22 protein-coding genes are annotated in these 21,806 nt (G+C 67.9%); 5 read left to right on the top strand and 17 right to left on the bottom strand.

Annotation, left to right across the window (positions count from 1 at the left end; translation table 11 throughout):
* Positions 1–22 precede the first annotated feature (22 nt).
* The gene (locus Aco04nite_RS33130; RefSeq protein ID WP_213001169.1) at positions 23–430 is read left to right on the top strand and encodes a PLD nuclease N-terminal domain-containing protein; all 408 of its coding nucleotides are present in this window, start codon (positions 23–25) and stop codon (positions 428–430) included.
* Positions 431–452: 22 nt separating this feature from the next.
* Positions 453–932 carry an inner membrane protein YiaA gene (gene yiaA, locus Aco04nite_RS33125; protein ID WP_213001168.1) on the top strand — a complete coding sequence of 160 codons (480 nt, stop codon included), beginning with the start codon at positions 453–455 and terminating at the stop codon, positions 930–932.
* 118 nt (positions 933–1,050) lie between these two features.
* Here the strand turns inward: yiaA and tuf are convergent, their stop codons facing one another.
* The 3 genes from tuf to Aco04nite_RS49780 form a co-directional block, all read right to left on the bottom strand.
* Entirely contained in the window at positions 1,051–2,238 is a 1,188-nt protein-coding gene (tuf, locus tag Aco04nite_RS33120) for an elongation factor Tu (RefSeq protein ID WP_213001167.1), read from the bottom strand.
* A 227-nt stretch (positions 2,239–2,465) separates the two neighbouring features.
* Positions 2,466–3,239, bottom strand: coding sequence for a L,D-transpeptidase family protein (locus Aco04nite_RS33115; protein WP_213001166.1), 774 nt, complete (start codon positions 3,237–3,239; stop codon positions 2,466–2,468).
* 11 nt (positions 3,240–3,250) lie between these two features.
* Positions 3,251–3,382: a hypothetical protein gene (locus Aco04nite_RS49780; RefSeq protein WP_280519399.1), complete on the bottom strand. Its 132-nt coding sequence runs from the start codon at positions 3,380–3,382 to the stop codon at positions 3,251–3,253.
* 200 nt (positions 3,383–3,582) lie between these two features.
* Here Aco04nite_RS49780 and Aco04nite_RS33110 point away from each other — a divergent pair, with 200 nt between their 5' ends.
* Positions 3,583–5,649, top strand: coding sequence for a hybrid sensor histidine kinase/response regulator (locus tag Aco04nite_RS33110; protein ID WP_213001165.1), 2,067 nt, complete (start codon positions 3,583–3,585; stop codon positions 5,647–5,649).
* Here Aco04nite_RS33110 and Aco04nite_RS33105 read toward each other — a convergent pair.
* A complete protein-coding gene (locus Aco04nite_RS33105) occupies positions 5,593–6,417 on the bottom strand; it encodes a helix-turn-helix transcriptional regulator (RefSeq protein WP_213001164.1) in 825 nt (274 codons plus the stop codon). The two genes, Aco04nite_RS33110 and Aco04nite_RS33105, sit on opposite strands and share 57 nt — an antisense overlap.
* Before the next feature lie 85 nt (positions 6,418–6,502).
* On the opposite strand from Aco04nite_RS33105, the gene Aco04nite_RS33100 reads away from it, so the two are divergent.
* Positions 6,503–7,339 (top strand): oxidoreductase, encoded by an 837-nt coding sequence (locus Aco04nite_RS33100; protein WP_213001163.1) that lies wholly within the window; start codon positions 6,503–6,505, stop codon positions 7,337–7,339.
* On the opposite strand, the gene Aco04nite_RS33095 is transcribed toward Aco04nite_RS33100, so the two are convergent.
* The 5 genes from Aco04nite_RS33095 to Aco04nite_RS33075 all read right to left on the bottom strand — a co-directional run bounded on the left by Aco04nite_RS33095 (position 7,330) and on the right by Aco04nite_RS33075 (position 11,932).
* Positions 7,330–7,755, bottom strand: coding sequence for a roadblock/LC7 domain-containing protein (locus tag Aco04nite_RS33095; RefSeq protein WP_203837587.1), 426 nt, complete (start codon positions 7,753–7,755; stop codon positions 7,330–7,332). The two genes, Aco04nite_RS33100 and Aco04nite_RS33095, sit on opposite strands and share 10 nt — an antisense overlap.
* 39 nt (positions 7,756–7,794) lie before the next feature.
* Positions 7,795–9,609 (bottom strand): hypothetical protein, encoded by a 1,815-nt coding sequence (locus Aco04nite_RS33090; protein WP_213001162.1) that lies wholly within the window; start codon positions 9,607–9,609, stop codon positions 7,795–7,797.
* Positions 9,610–9,626: 17 nt separating this feature from the next.
* Positions 9,627–10,061 (bottom strand): hypothetical protein, encoded by a 435-nt coding sequence (locus Aco04nite_RS33085; RefSeq protein ID WP_203837585.1) that lies wholly within the window; start codon positions 10,059–10,061, stop codon positions 9,627–9,629.
* Positions 10,058–10,432: a hypothetical protein gene (locus Aco04nite_RS33080; protein WP_203837584.1), complete on the bottom strand. Its 375-nt coding sequence runs from the start codon at positions 10,430–10,432 to the stop codon at positions 10,058–10,060. Before Aco04nite_RS33080 ends, Aco04nite_RS33085 begins: the two co-directional genes overlap by 4 nt.
* 561 nt (positions 10,433–10,993) lie before the next feature.
* Positions 10,994–11,932: a ribose-phosphate diphosphokinase gene (locus Aco04nite_RS33075; protein ID WP_203837583.1), complete on the bottom strand. Its 939-nt coding sequence runs from the start codon at positions 11,930–11,932 to the stop codon at positions 10,994–10,996.
* A gap of 100 nt (positions 11,933–12,032) precedes the next feature.
* Between Aco04nite_RS33075 and Aco04nite_RS33070 the strand changes: the two genes are divergently transcribed.
* The gene (locus Aco04nite_RS33070; RefSeq protein ID WP_203837582.1) at positions 12,033–12,875 is read left to right on the top strand and encodes an ABC transporter ATP-binding protein; all 843 of its coding nucleotides are present in this window, start codon (positions 12,033–12,035) and stop codon (positions 12,873–12,875) included.
* Between the two features lie 68 nt (positions 12,876–12,943).
* On the opposite strand, the gene Aco04nite_RS49775 is transcribed toward Aco04nite_RS33070, so the two are convergent.
* The 8 genes from Aco04nite_RS49775 to Aco04nite_RS33030 form a co-directional block, all read right to left on the bottom strand.
* Positions 12,944–15,235: a galactose-binding domain-containing protein gene (locus Aco04nite_RS49775; protein WP_213001161.1), complete on the bottom strand. Its 2,292-nt coding sequence runs from the start codon at positions 15,233–15,235 to the stop codon at positions 12,944–12,946.
* Positions 15,232–16,086 carry a hypothetical protein gene (locus Aco04nite_RS33060; RefSeq protein ID WP_213001160.1) on the bottom strand — a complete coding sequence of 285 codons (855 nt, stop codon included), beginning with the start codon at positions 16,084–16,086 and terminating at the stop codon, positions 15,232–15,234. The genes Aco04nite_RS49775 and Aco04nite_RS33060 overlap by 4 nt, the downstream gene beginning before the upstream one ends.
* Positions 16,083–17,363 carry an alpha-L-fucosidase gene (locus Aco04nite_RS33055; protein WP_213001159.1) on the bottom strand — a complete coding sequence of 427 codons (1,281 nt, stop codon included), beginning with the start codon at positions 17,361–17,363 and terminating at the stop codon, positions 16,083–16,085. Before Aco04nite_RS33055 ends, Aco04nite_RS33060 begins: the two co-directional genes overlap by 4 nt.
* Entirely contained in the window at positions 17,360–17,524 is a 165-nt protein-coding gene (locus Aco04nite_RS33050; RefSeq protein WP_213001158.1) for a DUF6903 family protein, read from the bottom strand. The genes Aco04nite_RS33055 and Aco04nite_RS33050 overlap by 4 nt, the downstream gene beginning before the upstream one ends.
* On the bottom strand, positions 17,521–18,384 hold the full coding sequence (locus Aco04nite_RS33045; protein ID WP_213001157.1) for a carbohydrate ABC transporter permease: 864 nt from the start codon (positions 18,382–18,384) through the stop codon (positions 17,521–17,523). The genes Aco04nite_RS33050 and Aco04nite_RS33045 overlap by 4 nt, the downstream gene beginning before the upstream one ends.
* An 8-nt stretch (positions 18,385–18,392) precedes the next feature.
* The gene (locus Aco04nite_RS33040; protein ID WP_244876466.1) at positions 18,393–19,298 is read right to left on the bottom strand and encodes a carbohydrate ABC transporter permease; all 906 of its coding nucleotides are present in this window, start codon (positions 19,296–19,298) and stop codon (positions 18,393–18,395) included.
* Entirely contained in the window at positions 19,295–20,617 is a 1,323-nt protein-coding gene (locus Aco04nite_RS33035) for a carbohydrate ABC transporter substrate-binding protein (RefSeq protein WP_213001156.1), read from the bottom strand. Before Aco04nite_RS33035 ends, Aco04nite_RS33040 begins: the two co-directional genes overlap by 4 nt.
* Before the next feature lie 132 nt (positions 20,618–20,749).
* Positions 20,750–21,727, bottom strand: coding sequence for a LacI family DNA-binding transcriptional regulator (locus Aco04nite_RS33030; RefSeq protein WP_213001155.1), 978 nt, complete (start codon positions 21,725–21,727; stop codon positions 20,750–20,752).
* Between the last annotated feature and the right edge of the window lie 79 nt (positions 21,728–21,806).

Here is a 21,806-nt window from a genome sequence, read left to right as displayed (position 1 = left end):
GAAGTCTGGGAACATCGTCGTCATGTTCCGCCTCTACTCGCTGTTCATGCTTGTCGACCTGGCGCTGCTGGTCATTGCCTTGATCGATTGTCTTTCCTCCGAGGAGTACGCGATCCGGGCACTGCCCCGGGTGGCCTGGGTCTTCATCATTTTGTTGTTCTCGCCGATCGGTGCGATCGCGTGGTTCGTGGCGGGCCGTCCCCCGCGGGCGATCCGGATGAGCAACGGCGAGCAGTGGCGGCCCGGGAGCGGCTTTCCCGAGGACGAGCGGCCCGCGCGCAAGGGACCACTCGCGCCCGACGACGATCCCGCGTTCCTGCGCAACCTCGCGAGCTCGCTCAAGGACGACGAGTCGATGATGAAGAAGTGGGAGGCCGATCTGCGCCGCCGGGAAGAGGAGCTGCGGAAGAAGACCTCTCAGGAAGACTGACTTCCCGCCGATGCAGTCCGCCGTGGCAAATCAAGCGTCGTCGCCGAGCAAACCCACCGCTGCGTTCGTCGGCGCCTCCTGGGCGGTGCTGGTGATCGGGTTCGTGTCGTTCGCGGTGGGGCTGTGGAACGCGACGATGACGAGGAGCGAAAAGGGCTTCTACGCGGCGGTGCTGGTGCTCGGGGTGTTCGCGGCAGTGTCGTTGCAGAAGTCTGTGCGCGATCGGGCGGACGGGTTGCCCGTGTCCGCGTTGTATCTGGGGCTGTCGTGGTCGGTGGTCGCTCTGGCCGTACTGATGCTGGTTGTCGGGCTTTGGAACAGTGACATGGCGCTGAGCGAGAAGGGCTTCTACGGCCTGGCGTTCGCCATGACCCTCTTCGCCGGTGTGGCGGTGCAGAAGAACGTCCGCGACACGCTGCAGTTCCGGGCGCCTTCGCGGCACGAGTCGGTCCCGGTGCCGCCACAGACCTACCCGGTCCCCGGCGCGCATTTCACAAACTGAGCCAGCGAGCCGGGACCGCGGCACGCAGCCCAATGCCCGCTGCACGCCGCCCGCAGCCCGCAACTGGCCAACGGGCCGGCCCGCCTCGGAAAGGCGAACCGGCCCGCGCCGGGGGAAGCTAGTCGAGCAGTTCGGAGACCGTGCCGGCGGCGACCGTGCGGCCGCCCTCGCGGACCGCGAAGCCGAGGCCGACGTGCATCGGGACCTCCTTGCCCAGGTGCACCGTCAGGTCCACGCTGTCGCCCGGCATGACCATGGCGAGGTCGCCGAGGTCGATGGCGCCGGAGACATCCGTGGTGCGGAAGAAGAACTGCGGGCGGTAGTTCGCGACGAAGGGCGTGTGCCGGCCACCTTCCTCCTTCCTGAGCGCGTACATGTGGGCCTTGAAGCTCTTGTGCGGGGTGACGCTGCCGGGCAGCGCGACGACCTGGCCGCGCTGCACCTGGTCGCGCTTGATGCCGCGCAGCAGGACCGCCGCGTTGTCACCCGCCTCGGCCGTCGGCAGGCTCTTGCCGAACGTCTCGAGCCCGGTGGCGACCGTGCTGATGGTCTCGCCGAGACCGACGACCTCGACCTGGTCGCCGACGCGCAGGATGCCGCGCTCGACCTTGCCGGTGACGACCGTGCCCCGGCCGCTGATGGTGAGGACGTTCTCGATGGGCATCAGGAACGGCTCGCCGAGCTCGCGGGGCGGGATCGGGACGTACGCGTCGACCGCGTCGAGCAGGTCGACGACGGACTGGACCCAGCGCGGGTCGCCCTCGAGGGCCTTGAGCGCGCTGACGCGGACGACCGGCACCTCGTCGCCGGGGAAGCCGTAGTCGCTCAGCAGCTCGCGGACCTCGAGCTCGACCAGGTCGAGCAGCTCGTCGTCCTCGACGGCGTCGCTCTTGTTGAGCGCCACCACGAGGTACGGCACGCCGACCCGCTTGGCGAGCAGGACGTGCTCCCGGGTCTGCGGCATGGCGCCGTCCTGGGCGGAGACGACGAGGATCGCGCCGTCCACCTGCGCCGCGCCCGTGATCATGTTCTTCACGTAGTCGGCGTGCCCGGGCATGTCGACGTGGGCGTAGTGGCGGGCGGGCGTCTCGTACTCGACGTGCGAGATGTTGATGGTGATGCCGCGGTCGTGCTCCTCCGGGGCCTTGTCGATCCCGTCGAACGCGACGTACCGGGTGGTGGCCGGGTCGCGGTCGGCGAGGACCTTGGTGATGGCGGCGGTGAGGGTCGTCTTGCCGTGGTCGACGTGACCCATCGTGCCGATGTTCAGGTGCGGCTTGGTCCGGGTATACTGGCTCTTGGCCATGGAAATGTCCTTACTGGCGGTAAGAAACGGGAGAACCCACGCAGGGTCGAACCACCCTTCCCCTGGGTTCTTCGGAGCTGGTGGGGAAGGGTCAGATTCGGGTATCAGCGCCGCTGTTCAGCAAAGAGCACACGGGAGCCACCGCGGGGGAACCCGCGGGCAGCTGCAGACCGAGTGCGAACATGGCGATCACGGTAGGCGGTAACGCAGGAACGCGCGAGCTTATTTCAGGCGTTCTGGATGTCGGCGAGCGGCGCCATGACGATGCGTGGTTTCTTGGCCGGGTCGAGCCACTTGAGCAGGTTGATCATGTTGGCACGGGACACGGACACGCAGCCGGCCGTCGATCCCGAGCCGTTGATGTGCAGGAAGATCGCCGAGCCGCGCTTCACGCTGACCGGCTTGGACGTGACGTATTCCGAGTGCGCGGAGTTCCAGGTGACCGACGCGGCCACCGGGCGGTTGAAGTCGATCATGGCGGCGTACTCGTATTGCGTGGGGAAGGCCGCCAGGCGCTCGGACTCACCCACCCGCCAGGTCCGGGTGCCAGACGCCCACGGCTGGAAGAGGTTGTACGTCTTCGGGTCCTTGTTGTCGCCGACCCAGTAATCGCCGCTGTCGGCCCTCGTGTACTTGATCTTCGTGCCCGGGTTGGCCTTCAGCCCGAACGCCGTCGTGATGTGGAACGTCCCCATCGGCGTGGTGCCGGTGTTCTGCACCCGCTGGGACCCCCACACCCAGCCGCCGTAACCGTTGCGGGCCGCCATACCCGCGAACTTCTGAGTCCAGGACCCATCGGCATTCTTCTGGTACGCCCGGAGCGTCCCCGTCGTTGTCTTGCGCCCGGTCCCGGTGACCACCACGATCTGCTGGGCGTCGCCGACGTACTTGAGCCGGGTCGGGTGGTAGACCGGCACCGCCGCGGCCTCGGCCGTGAACGCGACCCCGAGCCCGAACACGACGGCCCCGAGCGCGAGCCCGGCCACGAGCAGTCTTCGCATGGTCCGCGACCCTACCCGGTCCCGAACCCTTCCCGGGGGCGGGTCCAGCGCCACTCTGCCGGCTGGTTCACGCGGCGCGGCGGGGGCACCTTGACGGTCTCGGCGCGTACGGGATGCTCGATCTCTTTCTTTTCCTCATCCACCGAGAAATCCTTATGTCCGCCGGTTTCGCGACGCAACCCGCGGCGCCTGAGTTGGCGGCAGGCGGAGACCCCCGGAGGCCGCCGTCACCGGGGCAGGGCTGCCTCGTTGCGCATGAGACTGGTGGGACCGACCTCGTCCGGTCGGTTGCATTCCTCCTGAACCGCCCGCACCGCGTGGCCATTCAGCCGATAGTTGCCACATGGGTGTCATGGCTTATCCGCTCCGGTACGCGCTGGCAGATCTGGCACTGGCACTGAGCCGGGCCGCCGAGGACGCCGGGCAGGTCCGCGCCACAGCCGCCCGCGCCGCCGCCGACATGATCGGTGACGGCGCCGGGGTGCAGCTGCTGGGCGACGACGGCCGTTACGAGCCGATCACCTACCTGCATGCCGACGACGAGCTCGCGGTGCCGTACGCACGCCTGCTCGACCGCAGTGGCGAGCAGCCGGATGACGACTTCTCCACGAGCCTCGCCGCGAGCCGCCGTCCCGTGGTGCTCTCCGGTGACGAGGGTGAGCCGGTCACCGGGCTGCCCCGGCCGCGGCACTCGGCGTACCTGGATCCGGGTGGTCAGCTGCCGGTGGTGCACGCGGCGGTGCTCTGCCCGATCATCGTGGACAACACGTACATGGGCTATCTGATCCTGACCCGCTCGACCCCGGAGTCGATCTACACCGAGGCCGAGGTGGAGCTGGCCCGCGACATCGCCGGCGAGTTGTCGCTCGCGGTATCGTCCGCGCGGGCGATCGAGCGGCTGCGCGCCAGCGAGGAACGGTACCGCCGGGTCCTGGAAACCATCCCCGAGGGCGTGCTGCAGCTCGACAACGAGGGCCGCGCGACGTATGCGAACGAGCCCATCGGTGTCGTCCTCGGCATGCCGCGCCACCAGCTGATCAACGTCTCGCTGCGCGGCTTCCTCGACGACCACGGCCAGGCCGAGCTGACCCGCCGCCTCGCCGAGTGCAAGGCCGGCCGGTCGACCGTCGGCGCGACCCGGTTGCTGCGCGCGGACGGGTCGCACCGCAGCGTACGGATGAGCATGATGCCGCTGGAGGACGAGAACGGCCGCTACATGGGCGTGCTCTGCATGGTCACCGACACCACCGACCACATCGACGCCAAGGGGCTCAAGCGCCAGCTCGACCATCTGCGCCGGCTCGACAGCATGGGCCAGCTGATCGGTGGCATCTCGCACGACTTCAACAACCTGATGACCGTCGTGGCCGGTTCCGCCGACATGATCGCGACGACGACCGCCGAGGGCACGCCGCAGCACCAGATGGCGAAGGACATCCTGGATGCCGTGGGGACCGGGCGGACGCTGACGCACCAGTTGCTGGCGTTCGGGCGTACCGAGGGAAATCGGCCGGAGATCATCCCGATCCCGGACCTGCTCACCGACGTGCAGAGCCTGTTCTCCCGCACCCTGGGTGAGCGGATCGGCCTCGATCTGGCCTTCAGCCCCGACATCTGGCCGGTACGCGGTGAGCGCGGCCCGCTCGAACAGGCACTCGTCAACCTCGCGGCGAACGCGCGCGACGCCATGCTGCACGGCGGCATGCTGCGGGTCGCCGCCACCAACGAGGTCGTCGAACCCGGCCAGCTGGCCGAGAACGCGCCCGCGGGCCGGATCGTGCACATGGTCATCCAGGACACCGGCACGGGCATGACCGACGAGACCCGCCGCCGCGCCCTGGAACCGTTCTTCACCACCCGGCCCACCGCGTCCGGCCTGGGCCTCGCGACCACGGCGGGCATCGTGCAGGGATTCGGCGGTCACATCGTGCTGGAGTCGGCGCCCCGGATGGGCACGACGGTCCACCTCTACCTGCCCGCGGCGGAGGAGCGCACCGCGCCGGCGATCGATCGCCAGACCACCCCGCAGGTGATCGGCCGAGTCCTGATCGTCGAGGACCAGCCCGAGGTCGCCAAGCTGGTGCAGCGTCTGATCGAGCCGGCCGGCTACGAGATCACGGTCGCCACGGACGCGCTGACGGCGGTCACCCAGGTCGCCGCCGGTGCCCACCCGGACCTGCTGATCACCGACGTGGTCATGCCGACGATGACCGGCCCGGAGCTCGCCGGCGCGCTGCGCACCCACCACCCGGACCTGCCGGTGCTCTACATGTCCGGCTACACGGCCGCGTCGCTCGGCCCGCAGCTGCACCTGGACGCCAACAGCATGCTGGTCGAGAAGCCGTTCACCCGCTCAACGCTGCTCGCCGCGATCAGGACCCTGTGCGGCCCGCAGCCGCCCCGCGCCTGAGCAGTCCCCCGGTTCCGGCTGATAGATGACCATGAGCTGACCCGGGGCTGCTCGCACGTCGAAGGACTGCGAGATCAGGGCGAGCCGCCCCGCCTCGGGATGATCGAACTCCGTGGTGTCCTGGGTCTTGCCGTAGACGGTGTGCGACGACCAGAGCGTCTCGAAGGCTTCGCTCTGCTCGTTCAGCGAGCGCACGACCTCGCTCAGCCGGGCGTACGCGGGGTCGATGCCGGTGGCGTGCCGCAGCCCGGCCACGATCGACTCGGCGAACGTCTCCCAGTGGACGAAGAAGTGCTTGGCCGCCGGGTCGAGAAACGTCATGCGGGCCAGGTTGTCCACCGTCTCGAACGGGCAGAACAACGCCTCGGCCAGGGCGTTTGCCGCCACGAAGTCTTTCGCGGGGTTCAGGACAAAAGCCGGCACAGTGGTGTACGCGTCCAGCAGCTGCTGCAACGGCGCACTCACCGCCTCCTTCGGCGTACGCCGGGCATCCGGCACCGTTCCCGCCAGCCGGTACAGGTGCTCGCGGGCCGGGCCGTCCAGCCGGAGGGCGGCACTGATCGCCTCGAGGATCTGCGCCGACGGACTGTGCTCGCGGCCCTGCTCCAGCCGGGCGTAGTAGTCACCGTTCATGCCCGCGAGCGCGGCGACCTCCTCACGGCGCAGACCTGCCACCCGGCGCGTGCCGTACGACGGCAGACCCACGTCGCCGGGCCGCAGCCTGCCACGGTGCGCGCGCAGGAACTCGCCGAGGTTGTTGCCGGTCATCACCCGAGGCTAAGGCCCTTTACCGCGCGGAGCCTGGGTACGACATGTCCTGGTTGCGGTCGCCACCCGCGCACAAGCTTGCCGCATGAAGACTTTCCTGATCACCGGCGTCAGCACCGGCCTGGGCCGCGCCTTCGCGGTCGCCGCCCTGCAGGCGGGCCACACCGTCGTCGGCACCGTCCGCAAGGACGCCGACGCCACGGCCTTCACCGCCCTCGACCCGCACCGCGCCCACGCCCGGGTCCTCGACGTCACCGACGAGCGCGCGGTCTTCGCCGTCGTGGCGGACGTCGAGCGGACCGTCGGCGCGGTGGACGTACTCATCGCCAACGCCGGCTACGGCCTGGAGGGAACGTTCGAGGAGACGCCGCTGGCCGCCCTGCGCGCCCAGTTCGACGTGAACGTCTTCGGCGCGGCGGCAACGGTCCAGGCCGTGCTGCCCTTCATGCGCGAACGCCGCCGCGGCCACATCCTCGCCGTCACCTCGATGGGCGGACTGGCCGGCTTCGCGGGTGTCGCGGCCTACTGCGGCAGCAAGTACGCGCTCGAAGGCATCCTGGAAGCCGTCGGCAAAGAGGTCGCGCCCTTCGGCATCCACGTCACAGCGGTGGAACCCGGCTCGTTCCGCACCGACTGGGCCGGCCGCTCCATGACCCGGGCCCCAAGATCCATCCCCGACTACGACGCCCTCTTCGACCCGATCCGCGACGCCCGCCACGAGGCCAGCGGCCGCCAACTGGGCGATCCCGCCCACGCCGCAACCGCCGTCCTCGAGGTCATCGACGCACCCGAACCGCCGCGCCACCTCGTCCTCGGCTCCGACGCCCTGCGCCTGGTCCGAGCGGGCCGCGCGGCCGTCGACGCCGACCTCCTCGCCTGGGAAGAGTTGACGCTGTCGACCGATTTCCCCGCTCAGCGCTGATCGAACGGGTGCGCCTGCTGAACCGTCTTGATCTCCAGCAGGGCGGCCAGGCGCGCGGTCACCGAGCGGGCCTCGAGGTGCAGCCGCGCGACGTTCATCTTCTCGTCGCCGAGCACCGCGAGCAGGGCCAACTCACCCACCGCGTAGACCACCAGATAACCCTGGTGGTTATGGATGGTGCACTCATGGAAACCACCCTGGTTCAGGGCACTGCCACAGGTACGGCTGATGCCGTGCGCCCCCGCCGCCAGCGCGGCCAGGTCGTGCGGCTCGGTGTTGGACATCGTGTCATGAAGAATCAGCAGCCCATCAACGCCGGCGATGACACACCCCTGCACGCCGGTCACCTGATGCCGAAGCGCGGCAAGCTCCGCGCGGACGGCGTTGTACTGCTGATCGCTGGTCGTGCTCTGCACCGGTGGGTCTCTTCTCGCGCGTCTGACAATCGGGGGGTCTTACAGGCGCTTGAGCGAGCCGAGAACGCGCTCCAACACCGTCTCATCGTTAAAATACGGCTGACCGAGCAGATCCAGCCAAGCCGCCGGCGAAGCCTTGGCCGTCACTGCAGCCGCCGGCAGATTCTCCGTCCCCGGCGACCGCCGAGGAAGAATCGGCTTCTCCGTCTCCACCAGCGAATCCTGCTCCGGATCGGACGCCTCGTCGAGCCCTGAACCACGATCATCTTCATACTCGCCCGCATCGACCGCCGGTTCACGACCAGCCCCATCGTGCGTTTCATCACCGAAATCCGGTACGTCCAGCGCCTCCAGCTCAGCAATGGCCCCAGGCTCCTCCTCGAAGTCGCTGAGCTCCGCCTCCGCCTCAACCTCGGACCAGTCTTCAGCCACGCTCTCAGCCCCGGCCTGCGCTGCAGCCCCAGGCCCAGCCTCCGGTGCTACATCCGGCTCGACCTCGGCCGCGACGTCCGGCTCGACCTTGAGCGCCATCTCCGGCTCGACCTCGGTCGCGAGGCCTGACTCGGACTCTTCTGCCAGACCCGGCTCGACCTCGGCCGCGACGTCCAGCCCGGCCTTGGATGCCAGACCCGGCTCGGCCTTGAGCGCGAGGTCCGGCTCGGCCTTGAGCGCGAGGTCCGGCTCGACCTCCGCCGCGAGGTCAGGCTCGACCTTGGGCGCGAGGTCAGGCTCGACCTTGGGCGCGAGGTCAGGCTCGGCCTTGGGCGCGAGGTCAGGCTCGACCTTGGGCGCGAGGTCAGGCTCGGATGCCGCCGTGAACTCGGCGACCGCATCCCGGAAGATCTCCGGTTCGCCTTCCAGAGCCCTCGAGAAAACCGGCAACGCCTCCACGTCCGCTACCGGCATCCCGTTGACAGCCTCAGGCCCGGCCGAGGACCCACGCGCGACCAAAGTCTCGAGCCCCGCGAACAACTCCGGCTCGGCAGGCTCTTCAGCCTCCGCAGCCCGAGCCTCCGCCGCACCCTTCGGCTCGGTCGACAAAGCCGGCTCGGTCGCACGCCCTATGACGACCTCATTGTCCGCTTCCCCACCTGATGATGCATCCTGCATCATCAGCTCGTCCGGAACAGCGGCCGTTTCGTGGGCGACACCCACCGCAGGCACGCCATTCACCGCACGTGCTTCCGCCTGCGTTTCCGCCGCGGCGTGCGCCCCTATCTCCGCGCGTGAGACATCCGCAGACGCCTCCTCCACAACAGGCGCAACTTCCACCGCAGGCGCCTCCGCCCGCGTAATTCCAGTCACAGGCGCAATGCTCACCGCAGGCGCAACTTCCGCAGCAGGCGCAGTGCTTACCGCAGACGCCTCCTCCACCGCAGGCGCAACGTCCGCCATAGGCGCAGCGCCCTCCGCATACGACTCCCCCACAGCCGGTCCACCGACCACCGTAAGCGCTTCACCCACAGCCGGCGACTCGCCCGCGGCAGATGCCGGGGCAGTCTCCGTGGCATAAGCCGAGGTCAGGCGCCGGAAGTCGTGGCGGGCCATGGCCAGGTTGGCGCCTGCTCGGCGGAGCATAAGGTGGGCGACGCGGTCCTGGCCGTTGGGGGTGGGGATGAGGCGGAGGACGTGGAAGGCCTGGGCGCTGGTGACCAGGACGTCGTCGAGGGTGTCGGTGAGGACGTTGACCGAGCTGAGGCGGACCAGGTCGGCGGCGGCCCGGCCGACCTGGGAGGCGGCCTGGGCTTCCCGGTCGGTGGGGGATCGGCCCCACCAGGTGAGGGCCGGCTCGTCGGCGGTGATGAGGGCCACCGCGTACGCGCCGGGTATTCGCAGTGCTTCGTCCAAACTCATGTGAAGCCTCCTGCGGGTCAGCTGGCGAAGCCGGCTTCCAGCTGCTTCATCACGATTCTGGCCTGGGCGAAGACCATGCCCACCTTGGTGTCGCGGCGGCACACGATCACGGCGACGAAGTCCTGGTTGGCCTGGCTGCGCAGGAAGAGGTGGACGAGGTTGTCGCTGTTGACCACGATCTCCTGGAAGTAGTGCCGGACGGTTTCGACACCGCGCCGGGCCTTGAAGATCTCCTCGATCATGGTCACGTTGCGGCCCTGGAAGAGGTCGAACGTGGCAGCGGCGAGCAGGTCGAGCAGCTCGCTGGGGTAGTTGTCGAGGGTGTCGACGGCCAGCATCATGCCGGTCGACATGTCGACGAGGCCCGCGGCTACGCAGTCTGGTACGAGCGCCCGGAAATCCGCCACCGCGTTGGTGACGGTTTCCGACATGCTCCGGGTTGCGGCCGTCATACCTCGAGGTCTGATTCGATCTTGCGCAGCTGGTGCCGGGCCAGGCCGAGGTTGGCGCGGCTCTTGTTGAGCGCCAGGTAGAGGAAGAACGCGTCACCGCTGCGCGTGGATTTGAGCAGTCGGATCAGGTGGTACTGCGTGTCCAGCGTGATGAGGATGTCCTCGATCGAGTCGGACAGACCGAGCATCTCCAGGGTGCGCACCTTGGCGCGGACCACGTCGGTGTTACCCGCCGCGGCCACGTTCATGTCCATGGTCGCCCCGCCGCCCAGGACGCCCAGCGTGAGTCCGCTGGTGTAGTCGACCAGTGCGACGCCGATGGCGCCATCGATGGCCATCGCTTCCTTGAGGGACGTCTCGATGTTTGCCACGTGTCCTCCGATGTGTTCATGGCCTCGGTCCGCGCGCTGTGACCTGCGGTGATCGGATCGAAGCAATTTCGGATCTTGCGACGGCCAGCGTCGCACAGGTCTGCGCGGATTAGCACAGCGCTGCCCGCATACCCGGGGAGATCAACCTGAACATAGGTTAATCGCTCCCCCGACCGGGGGATGGACAAACGCCACATGCCCAGGGATCGAATCGACGCAGGTGGAAGGCGCTTTATGCCGCCACAACAAGCACTGTGTGCCACCAAAGACACACCTGCGAAGGTCGAGCCGTCCCGGCAGATCGAAGCTCGGCGGGCCTGCTACGCCCCGCGCGATCCCCCGTTCAACGATCTCCCGGGCCACCGGTCGAGGCGGTCACAACCCGTCCCGGCGTACACCGAATGTAATCATCAACGAGCCCGGGTTGTCAACGCAGAGTGCGCATCAACAAAGGTGTCGAATGTCCGTTGAACAGGCACTCTGCCGGTAGTTACCGACGGCGATCGTGCCGTCTCAGCAACCCAGAGTGACAACCTAAAGGTGAAGGATTGTCACTTAGCGTCAGGTGAAGAGCGCGCTGACCGACTCGCCGTTGTGAATGCGCCGCATGGCTTCGGCCAGCGCGGGCGCCACCGAGATCACGGTCAGCTTGTCGGAGCGGGTCGACTGCGGAATCGGCACGGTATTCGTGCAGACGATCTCCTCGACGTCCTTCTCCGCCGACAGCCGCTGCACGGCCTGCGAGGCGAACAGCCCGTGCGTGCACGCCACCCGGATGCTGCGTACGTTGCGCTCGCGCAGCCGGCCGAGCAGTTCGAAGACGGTGCTGCCCTTGGCGATCTCGTCGTCGAGGATGATCACGTCGCGATCCGCCACCTCACCGATCACCGAGCTGATCACGACCTTGTCGTCGGCGAAACGCTGCTTGGCGCCCGCTGCGACCTCGATGTCGAGCATCCGGGCGAAAGCGGCCGCCTCCTTGGCGTTGCCGAGGTCCGGGGAGACCACGACGGTGTTGCTCAGGTCGTAGCCGCGGAAGTGGTGCGCGAGCTCCCGCAGCGCGTGCAGGTGGTCGACGGGGACGCTGAAGAAGCCGTGGACCTGCGGGGAGTGCAGCGTCATGGCGAGGATGCGGTGCGCTCCGGCGGTCTGGAGCAGGTCGGCGACCAACCGGCCTCCGATGGAGATCCGCGGGGCATCCTTCTTGTCACTCCGCGCGTACGCATAATGCGGCAGCACCACCGTGATCCGCCCCGCCGACGCCCCGCGCGCCGCGTCGAGCATGAAGAGCAGCTCGACGAGGTTCTCCTGGACCGGGGGCACCAGGGGCTGGATCAGGAAGACGTCCCGCTCGCGGCAGTTGCCCTGGAGCTGGACCTCTATGCAGTCGTTGGCGAACCGGGACGTCTTGGTCGGCAGCAGCGGCACGCCGAGGTGCTCGCAGATCTCCGCCGCCAGCTCGGGATGGGCACTGCCGGTGAAGACTGCGATGTCACGCACGGGCTCACCCTAGACAATTAGCGGACGTCACTTATGGGCGCCCTCGTCCTAATCGACCTTGGGCTCCCGTTCGTCGACGCGAGCGGCTACGTTGTGCGTCATGAACGGTCTTGCGGTGGCCTGCCGGCGCGTCGTGCACATCTATCGCGCCGAGGCCGGTGACGTGGTCGCGCTCGCGGGCGTGGACCTCTCCATCGCTCCCGGGGAGACGCTCGCGCTGGTCGGGCCGTCCGGGTCCGGCAAGTCGACGCTGATCTCCCTGCTCGCCGGGATGATGCGACCCTCGGCGGGCCGGATCAACATCGGCACGTACGACATGGGCAAGCTCTCCGACGCCGAGGTGTCCCGGCTGCGTGGCACCGAGATCGGCGTGGTGCTGCAGGGCGCGGCTCGCAACCTTCTGCCGTACGCATCCCTGCATCGCAACATCTGGCTCGCGCAGCGCCGCGCCGCGCACACCCGGGGCATCAAGCTGGACGACCCGGACCGCATCCTCGACCTGGTCGGGCTGCCCGGCATGGGCCGGTCCCGGCTGGCCGAGCTGACCCCGGGCGGGCGGCAACGCGCCGCGCTGGCCGTGGGTATCGCCGCGGGCCCGGGGCTGCTGCTGGTCGACGAGCCGACGAGCCGGTTGGACACGGCCGGGCGTGACGAGGTGCTCGAAGCCCTGGAGACGGTGAACCAGGAGCGGCAGACCACGATCGTGGTGGTCACCCATGACAACGAGGTGGGTTCCCGGCTGGGCCGCGCGGTGACGATCCGCGACGGCCGGGTCGGCGCCGAGGGCCGCGACGGGCAGGACTTCGCCGTGGTCGCCGGGGACGGCACCGTGCAGCTGCCGCCCGAGGTGCTGGGCAGCTTCCCGCCGGGCACCCTCTTCACCGTCGACCACGAGAACGGCACCGTCACGCTGGTGCCGGGCGGCACCGAAACAGCAGCGTAGGAAGAAAGAACAGCAGCGTAGGAAGAAGGCGGGGCGGCCCGGCGCCACCCCGCCTCCCGTTCAGGGGATCAGTAGACGCTGATCTCCGTGAGCGACGGGGTGTAGATCTCCGTCGCGATCTGGCCGGTCAGGGCGACCCGCAGCTTGCTGGTGGTGACGCTGCCGAAGCCCGTGACGGTGAGGTCGTGGCCGATACCGTTCGCCTCGTCGGCGAACGTCACCCAGGTGCCGGTCGCGGCGTCCCAGCGTTGCAGCGAGAACGTCTGCACCCGCGGGTTGGTGCCCGAGTCGGTGTATTCGTCGAGGTAGACCTCGCTGAACGTCGTGTCCGTACCGAAATCGATGTCGAGCGTGATCGGGTAGGTCGCGTCGTCGGCGGCGGCCCACCGGCTGCTCAGGCTGCCGTCGGTCAGGTTGACCGCGCCGAGCGTGCCGTTGGCGCCCGGGTGGGTGGAGCTGGCGGTGACCGGCTTACCCAGGGCGAGGGAGACGCGGTCGGGGCCCTCGTTCTCGATCGGGTCGGTGTCGACCGGGTTGGTGACGCGCGGGCCTCGACGGGCCTCGACGACGCCGATGTCCGGGGCGTCGCCGTAGTAGAGCTGGGTGCCGAGGATGTCCGCGGTGCCGAGGTGCGGGTTGTAGCGGCCGGCGTCGATCAGGGGCGAGCTCTTGCGCAGCGCGAACCGAGCCGCGGCCTTCTTGACGTCGCCGGTGCTGTAGGTCTTGACGTCGCCGGTGCTGTAGGTGGCGGGGTTGCCGACGAATTCGGGATCGGCGCGCAGGCCGGCCGGGTCGGCCGGTTCCTGGGTGGAGTGGACGCCGCCGGCCTCGTAGTAGTCGTTGTTCGAGAACACCGCCTGACGCAGCGCACCGGTCTTGCGGTACCAGGTTGTCGGCGTGGTCCGCGACGTGTTGTAGAAGATGTTGTTCAGGAAGTACACGCGGCTCAGGAACGTCTCGTCGTGCACCTGGGCGAGGTCCGAGCCGTCGTAGACGAACGTGTTGTTGACGAAGTACGTCGGCGAGTAGTTCGTCGACAGCATGTTCTTCACGAGTACGCCGTTGTCGTTGACGCTCAGGTTGTAACGCGCCACCGAGTTTGAGCTGTTGCCCATGTAGGCCATCCAGCCCGCGGCGTTGTCGTGCGAGTAGTTGTACTGGTAGGTGACGTTGAAGTTCGTGTACTCCAGGTCCCAGGGCGTGCCGTCGTACTCGTTGTCGGGGCCGCCGTACACCTCGTTGTACTGCATGACGGAGTCGGCGCCGGCCCAGAGGTAGAGCCCGCAGGACACCGCGTCGTAGCGCGCGAGGAACCCGTTGACCTCGTTGTACTCGACCGTCATGCGCTTGGTGTTGGCGAGCTGGAACGCGCCCTGCCCGATGCTCTCGGCGTAGTTGTGGCCGATGTAGACGTCTCGGCTGTAGAGATCACGGGTACGCACCCAGAGCTGCTCCCAGCCCTCATGGAACTTGCCCGCCTCGTCGTACTGCCCGGCGTCCGCGCCGTCCGCGGCGAACCAGTTGAACGCGAACTGCACCGCATGCAGCTCGACGTTGACGAACGTGTTGTCCTCGATGCGGACGTCCTTGAAGTAGTAACCGCCGGTGGCGTACTCCTTGTAGGACTTGCTCCCGAAGACCTGGAAGTTCACGGCCCCGTAGTGGATCTTCTGCCAGCTGCTCGGGCCGTCGGTGTTGTGCACATAGATGTCGTGGATCCGGAAATGGTCCATGACGGTGTCCGCGCCGGCGGCGAGCTTGTCCGCGTTGATCGACACCATGATGCCGTCACGAACGTACGTGCCGGTGGTGATGTTCGTGGCGAAGTCGTCGTCGTTCGAGAGCTCGATGTTGTTGATGTCGAAGCCCTGCTGGTTGCGCAGCACGATCGCACCGGTCAGCCCGACGGTCTCGGGATTCTTGGTGCCGTTGGCGTTGAACGGGCTGGGCACGTTGCCGTTCGTTGCGATGTACGGCCGCCCCCGCTTCACATCCCCGTACGCCGAGATCGTGATCGGCTGCCGCGTGGTCCCGGAACCCTTCGGCCACAGTTGCTCGTTGTTCCACTGCGATCCGGCCTTGAGCAGGATCCGGTCACCGGGCTTGAACGTCGTCGCGCTCGCCTTGCCCAGCGTCTTCCAGGCGTTCTTCGGCGAGGTCCCGGCTGCGCGGTCGCTACCGAGTGCAGCGTCGATGTAGTAGTCCCGGCCGCCTGTCACGTTCTGGAAATTCCCCGGCCACGACTTCTTGGCGGAGGAAGACGCGGCGGGGGAAGAAGCGGCGGAAGCGGACGCCGGCAATGCGGGGGTGAGCATCACGGCGAGCAATACGGCCAGAGCCGTCCCGACAGGTTTTCTCACTGCACATCCTCTGGGTTGATGTCGACCTCGATGTGGCTGTCCTGCTCCCGGCTCTGGATGTACCGGTCGAACTTCTCCTCGACGAGCGCCGCCCTGATCCGCTGGGAGTAGGTGGCGAACGCCGCACTCTCGTCGACGGTGGTGCCGTCGAGCTCGTAGTACGTGGTCTGCCCGGTGCCGGGAACCGGGGAGGAGATCTGACCCGGGGCGAGCTTCGTGAGCACCGCCATCAGGTCCTGGTCGTGCGTGCTCAGCCCGGTCGTCGCGGCGGCGCCGCCGTACGTCTCCCTGCTGAGCTTCGCGCCGGGAATGCGCACGTCCGCCAGCCGGTCACCGATCGTTGTAGGGGCCGGACCGGGAACGACGAGTTTTGTGTACGCGTACGTGGTGGCGTTCGCGCTCCAGTCCGCCTTCGACGCCTCGAACTTCTGCCGCACCTCGGCGTCGGTGACCAGGAGCGGACCGTCGCCGAGCTTCTTCTCGAGCCCGGTCCGCAATTCGGCGAGCCGGTGCGTGTAGTACTCCTCGGGCGCGAAGTCGGTGACGCCGTAGACGGTCTCGCCCTTGGCGATCGCGTCGGCGCGGCGCTTGTTCTCCCGCTCCACCTCGTCGAGGAAGTCGTCGTAGTCGACGGAATCGGTGAGCCCCTGCTCCTGCGCGAGCACAAAGATCGTCTTGTCGGTCCAGACGTCGGCGAGGGTCCGACCGTTGTCCCGATGGAAGACCAGCTCGTCCCGCGTGACGTCGTGCCCGTCGATCGAGCCGACCACGTCACTGCGGTGCGCGAGGACGGCGCCGGTGATGACAAGCGCGGCTATGACCAGGGCCAGACCGGCCAGGAGCTTCTTCATCGCGCCGCCCGGACTGCCGCGACCCGATCGATGACGGGTTCGGCCCGCGATGCGGTTATGTCGACCCGGATCGCGTCGACCTCGACGGGGTCGAAGAGCAGAATCCGTTGGTAGCCCACCGCGTTCGCCTCGGCCAGAGTCGTCCATTCCCCGTCACGGCGCCCCTGGACCACGACGTGCTCGATGAGTTGACCGTGGGCGATGTCCTCGCGTACGACAACTGCTTCGATGGTTTCGGGGTTGGTGAGCTCAAGCGGGATCTGGCGGGAGTGGAAGTCCGCGATCAGCTCCCCCAGCGCCGAGAGAACGGCCAGGTCCGGTGGCGCGACCAGGCCGTCGCGGGCGGGTGGAACGTTGAGCAGGAACGTGGAGTTGCCGCCGACCGAGCGCAGGTAGATGGCGAACAGCTCGTCGGCGCTGCGAACGCGCGCGTCCTCCAACGGGTGGTGGAACCAGCCGGGGCGGATCGACGTGTTGACCTCGGCCGGATACCAGACGAGATCCTCCTGGCCCGCCAGTGCTGCCCGGCTGCCGAGGTCGCGGTCGTCGCTGCGGACCCGGGTGGCGAACGTCCCGTCGTCGATCTGCTGCGAGAGCGAGGCGATCCGTTCGGCGTCCTGCAGCGACCGCGGAACCACGCTCCACTCGTCGGGGCGGGTCTCGCCGGCCTCGTTGCCGCACCAGCGCACGTCCGGCCCGCAGACGCTGATCACCGCGTCGGGCTGCAGCTCCCGCACCACGGCGTAGTAGCGGTCCCAGTCGTAGACTTGGCGTCTGCCGTCGGGGCCCTCGCCGTTCGCGCCGTCGAGCCACACCGTGAAGAGGGGCCCGTAGCGGGTGAGCAATTCGGTGAGCTGGGCGACGTAGAAGTCGTCGTAACCTGTGCCCGAGCCGTATGAGGCCTCGGTGCGGTCCCACGGTGACAGGTAGATCCCGAACTTGAGCCCGTGCCGGCGCGCGGCCTCGGCGACCTCCGCGACGATGTCCCTCCGGTACGGCGAGGACGCCACCGTGTAGGAGGTGGCGTCGCTGGGCCACAGGCAGAATCCGTCGTGGTGCTTGGCGGTGAGAATGACGCCGGTCATGCCCGCGGACTTGAGCGCGGTCACCCACTGGTCCGCATCGAGCGACGACGGGTCGAACAGGGCCGGGTCGTCGTGACCCTCGCCCCACTCGCGATTCGTCATGGTGTTCATGCCGAAGTGGAGGAAGCCGTAGAACTCCATCCGCTGCCAGGCGAGCTGCCGAGCGCTCGGCCGGATCGTCGCTGCCTTCATCGGTGCCTCCGGTTGTACGCGGCGAGCACGACGAGCAGCACCAGCAGCGCGCCGAGCATGGTGAGCAGGTTCGGCCACCCGACCGTGGTCCGCGCGATCACCACGACGGTGACACAGGCGGCCGCCACCAGTGCGCGCACGAGAATCAGCACGAGGTTCATCCCTTCACCCCGCCCGCGGCCATGCCCTCGATCAGCCTGCGCTGGATCAGCGCGTAGAGGATGAGGACCGGGACGATGACGATGACCATGCCGGCGTAGAGCCGCCCGTAATCGGCCGCGGCCTTCTGCGCCGTCATGAGGTTGAGCAGGCCGACCTGCAGCGTCTTGCCGTCACCGGGGAGCAGCGTCAACGCGATGATGAAGTCGTTCCAGTACGCCAGGAAGTTGAACAGGATCACCGTGGTCACCGCCGGGCGGGCCATCGGCAGCATGATCCGGGTCATGACGAGGAACCGGGATGCGCCGTCCAGTGACGCCGCCTCCTCGTAGTCGACCGGGATCGACCGGAAGTACGCGGTCAGCAGATAGATGCTGAACGGGATCGACGTGGCCGCGTACACCAGGGAGAGCACTGCGGGGTTGTCGATGAAGAACCCGCCGGGCAGGACGTCCGCGAGCGAGCGGTCCCAGCCGACCAGCATCAGGAAGATCGGCACGACGATGTAGTTGACGTTCACGAACAGGCCGGCGAGCAGCAGCACCTCGACGAGACCGCGGCCCCGGAACTCGTAACGGGCGATGACGTACGCCGCTGGGATCGACACGGCCAGGACGAACACCAGCCCGAGTACGGTCACCAGCACCGAGGTCAGGAAGTACTGACCCATGTGCGCGGTGACGAACGCGTCGACGTAGTTCTGGATCCGCAGGCCCGCCGGCAGCGTCCACGGGCTGCCGTAGAACTCGCCCTTCGCCTTGAACGACGCCAGCAGCACCCACGCGACGGGTACGGCGATGGCGAGCGCGATCGCCGCGACGAGCACGTAGGTCAGCGTGCGGCCGAGCCTGGTGATGGTCATGGTGCGTCCTAAAACTGGAGGGGCTCACGCTTCGTCGCCCGGCTCACCAGCAGGGAGACGAGGAACGAGAAAGCGAAGATGACGACGCCGATGGCCATGCCGTAGCCGTACGACGAGTTCGTGTACGCCTGCTTGTACATGTAGCTGAGCAGGACCTCCGAGGCGCCGTCCGGCCCGCCGCCGGTCATCGCGCGGACCAGGACGAAGCTGAGGTTGACGGCGCTCATCACGAAGAACGTCAGCGTCGTGCGCAGGTGTTGCCAGATCAGCGGCAACGTGACCGAGAAGAACTGCTTCCCGGCAGAGGCGCCGTCGAGCGAGGAGGCCTCGTACAGCTCCTCGGGAATGCTCGACATGCTCGACATGTAGAGGACCATGTAGTAGCCGAGCGACTGCCAGACCATCGCGATCGCCACGGAGTAGAGCACGATCCGCTGGTTGCCGAGCCACACCTGCTGCAGCCCGTCCAGCGACAGCAGCCGCAGCGCGCCGTTGAGCAGGCCGTTCTCCTGGTCGTAGACCGCCGAGAAGATGGCCGCGATGACGACGACGGAGAGCACGTTCGGCACGTACAGAACAAAGCGGTAGAGGTTGCGGCCGCTCAGTTTCTGCCGGGTCATGATCGCGGCGAGGAACAGGCCCATGCCCATCGTCACCACGGTCACGACCACCAGCAGCGCCACCGTGTTCTGGAACGCCCGGATGAACTGGTCGTCGTCGAGCAGCCGGCGGAAGTTGTCCAGCCCGACGAAGCGCATGTCCGGGGAGAAGCCGCTCCACGTGTAGAGCGACATCCGGAACACGTTCACCGTCGGCACGATCATGAAGACCGCGAAGAGCACGAGTGCGGGCGCCAAGCAGGCAAGCACGAAGCCGCCGTTGCCGCGCTTGCGCCGCTTGGCCGCCGGGGTCAATTTCCGGCCTGGCGCAGCTTCTCGCTGGCCTCGTCGAGCGCGGTCTGCCACTGCACCTCGGTCTTGTCACCGCTGATGACGCTGTTCGCGGTGTCGAAGAGCGTGCCCTTGATGTCGACGCCCTCGACGGGCGCGGTGCCGGCGAAACCGCCGACCAGCGCGGAGACCGCCGGGTCCTCATACACCTTGTAGAAGTCGGCGTTCTCGCCGGTCAGCTTGGCCGCGATGCCCGCGATCGGCTGGATCGCGTCCGACTTGGCGAAGATCGCCGCGGCCTCGTCGGAGTAGAGGTAGGCGATGAAGTCCTTCGCCGCGTCCTTGTGCTCGGCCGAGCCGGGGATCCACACCGACTCGACGGACGTGGTGATGTACCGCTTACCGCCCGCAGTGACCGCCGGCAACGGCGTGAGGCCCCATTGGAAACCGGCGGCGCGCGGCGCGTCCTTCATCTCGCCGACGATCCAGGTGCCGTTCGGCATGAACAGCGCCTTGTTGTCCAGGATCGACTGCTGGTTCTTGGTGAAGTCCTGCTCGTTGGCGTACCCGACGGTGGTCGGCGCGGCATAGCCGAGCAGCTTCGTGGTGATGTCGAGGACCTGCTTGGCCTGCGGGGTCTGCCACACGCCCTGCTTGTAGGTCATGACATCGGTGTAGAACTGCTCGCCGCCGACATCCGCGAGCAGCGCGAAGAAGTAGGAGTCGAGATAGCCCGCGGTCGGGTAGGTGAACAGCGGCAGCCCCTGGGCCTTCGCCTGGTCACCGAGCGCGAACATCTCGTCCCAGGTCGCCGGGACCTTGTAGCCCTTCGACGCGAAGAGGCCCTTGTTGTAGAACAGCCCGGTCGGCGAGTAGTACATCGGCATCAGGTACGTCTTGTCGTCGCCGTACGGGTCGGTGTTGAGGTTGCCGACGATGCCCCCGGTGAGCTTGTCACCGACGGTCTTCTCCTCGCCCGGCACCTTGGTGGTCAGCAGCGGCGTCAGGTCTTCGAGGGCCTTGTCCTTGACCAGGGTCTCGGTCAGCGCGGCCTTGCGACCCTGCCCGAGCACGACGACGTCGGGGAACTTCCCGGCCTTCATGTTCGGCGTGATCTCGTCCTCGATGCTCTTCGAGATCTGCAGCTGCACGTCGACATCGGGGTTCTTCGCCTTGTACGCGTCGATGACCTGCGTGTACATGTCGCGGCCGTAACCGCCTTCGAGCGCGGCGACCTTGAGGGTGGTCTTGCCGGAGTCCGAGCCGTCCCCGCCGCCCGAGCAACCGGCGACGAGCCCGAGCGCCGTGACCGCGGCACCCACCAGGACGAGTCTTCTACGCATCTTTCTATGTCCTTCCGGGGACAGGAGCCCACACCGATAGGCGTTGAGGGGTCCGGTCGCGCCGGACGATGTTACGGTGGCATCGATAACATGATCACGCAAGAGGTGTTACAAAATTTGAACATCGGCTGATCAGTGCGAGCGCGGTGCGGCGGTCGACGAACGCACAGACAGTGACGCCGGCACCACGGAGGCGTTGGCGCCATCCGGGTCCAGCAGCAACTCGACGGCGGCCTGCCCGGAACGGTAGAAATCCTGCCGCACGGTGGTCAGCGGCGGCGAACAGTACGCGGCCAGCGCGATGTCGTCGACGCTGACGATGGACACGTCCTCGGGCACCGACCGGCCCCGCTCCCGCAGCGCGCGGATGATCCCGAAGGCCATCTCGTCGCTGGCCGCGAACACCGCCGTGACGTCCGGGATCATCGCGATGATCTGCCCCTGGCGGTACCCGGAATCCGGTGACCAGTCCCCCTCGAGGGCCGGCGGCGCCTCGATCCCCGCCGCGGCCAGGCACTCCCGCCAGCCCTGCAGCCGCTGCCGCGCCTCGATCCACTCGTCCGGGCCGGAGACGTGCCACACCTGCCGGTGGCCCAGGTCGAGCAGGTGCTGCGTGGCCAGCCGACCCGCTTCCAGCTGGTCTATCCCCAGCACCCGGGCCCCGGCCGTACGCGACCCGTCCAGCGTCACCGTCGGGATGTCCCGGGTGATGTCCTCCATCTTCTGCGTGACCGAGATGAGCGGGACGGCGATGATGATGCCGTCCACGCCCTGGTCGGCGAGCTTGGACAGGGCCCGTTCCATCAGGCCGGTGTCGAGCCCGGCGATGGTCGCGATGTTGACCGCGTAGCCGGCGTGACCCGCGGCCGCCTCGACGCCGGCGGTCACCGCGGAGCGCGAGTAGTAGCCGCCGGACTGCAGCAGGACCAGCCCGATCGTGAAACTGCGCCCGGAGGAGAGCACCCGGGCCGCATTGTTGAGCCGGTATCCGAGCTGGTCGACGGCGTCGAGCACGCGCCGCCTGGTCTCCGGGTTGACGTTGGGGGAATCCCGCAACGCCCGGGACACGGTCTGGGCCGACACCCCGGCGGTGCGTGCCACGTCAGCCATGCTCGGCTGCCTGACGGATCGCGCGACGGCCTCGGTCATAACGCTCCTTCGAACCTCTTTGAAGGGCAGAGCATACTGC

Origin of the sequence: Winogradskya consettensis (assembly GCF_018332715.1) — a bacterium.
In the GTDB taxonomy this organism is placed as follows: Bacteria; Actinomycetota; Actinomycetes; order Mycobacteriales; family Micromonosporaceae; genus Actinoplanes; species Actinoplanes consettensis.
This window is presented reverse-complemented; position numbering and strand designations above follow the sequence as displayed.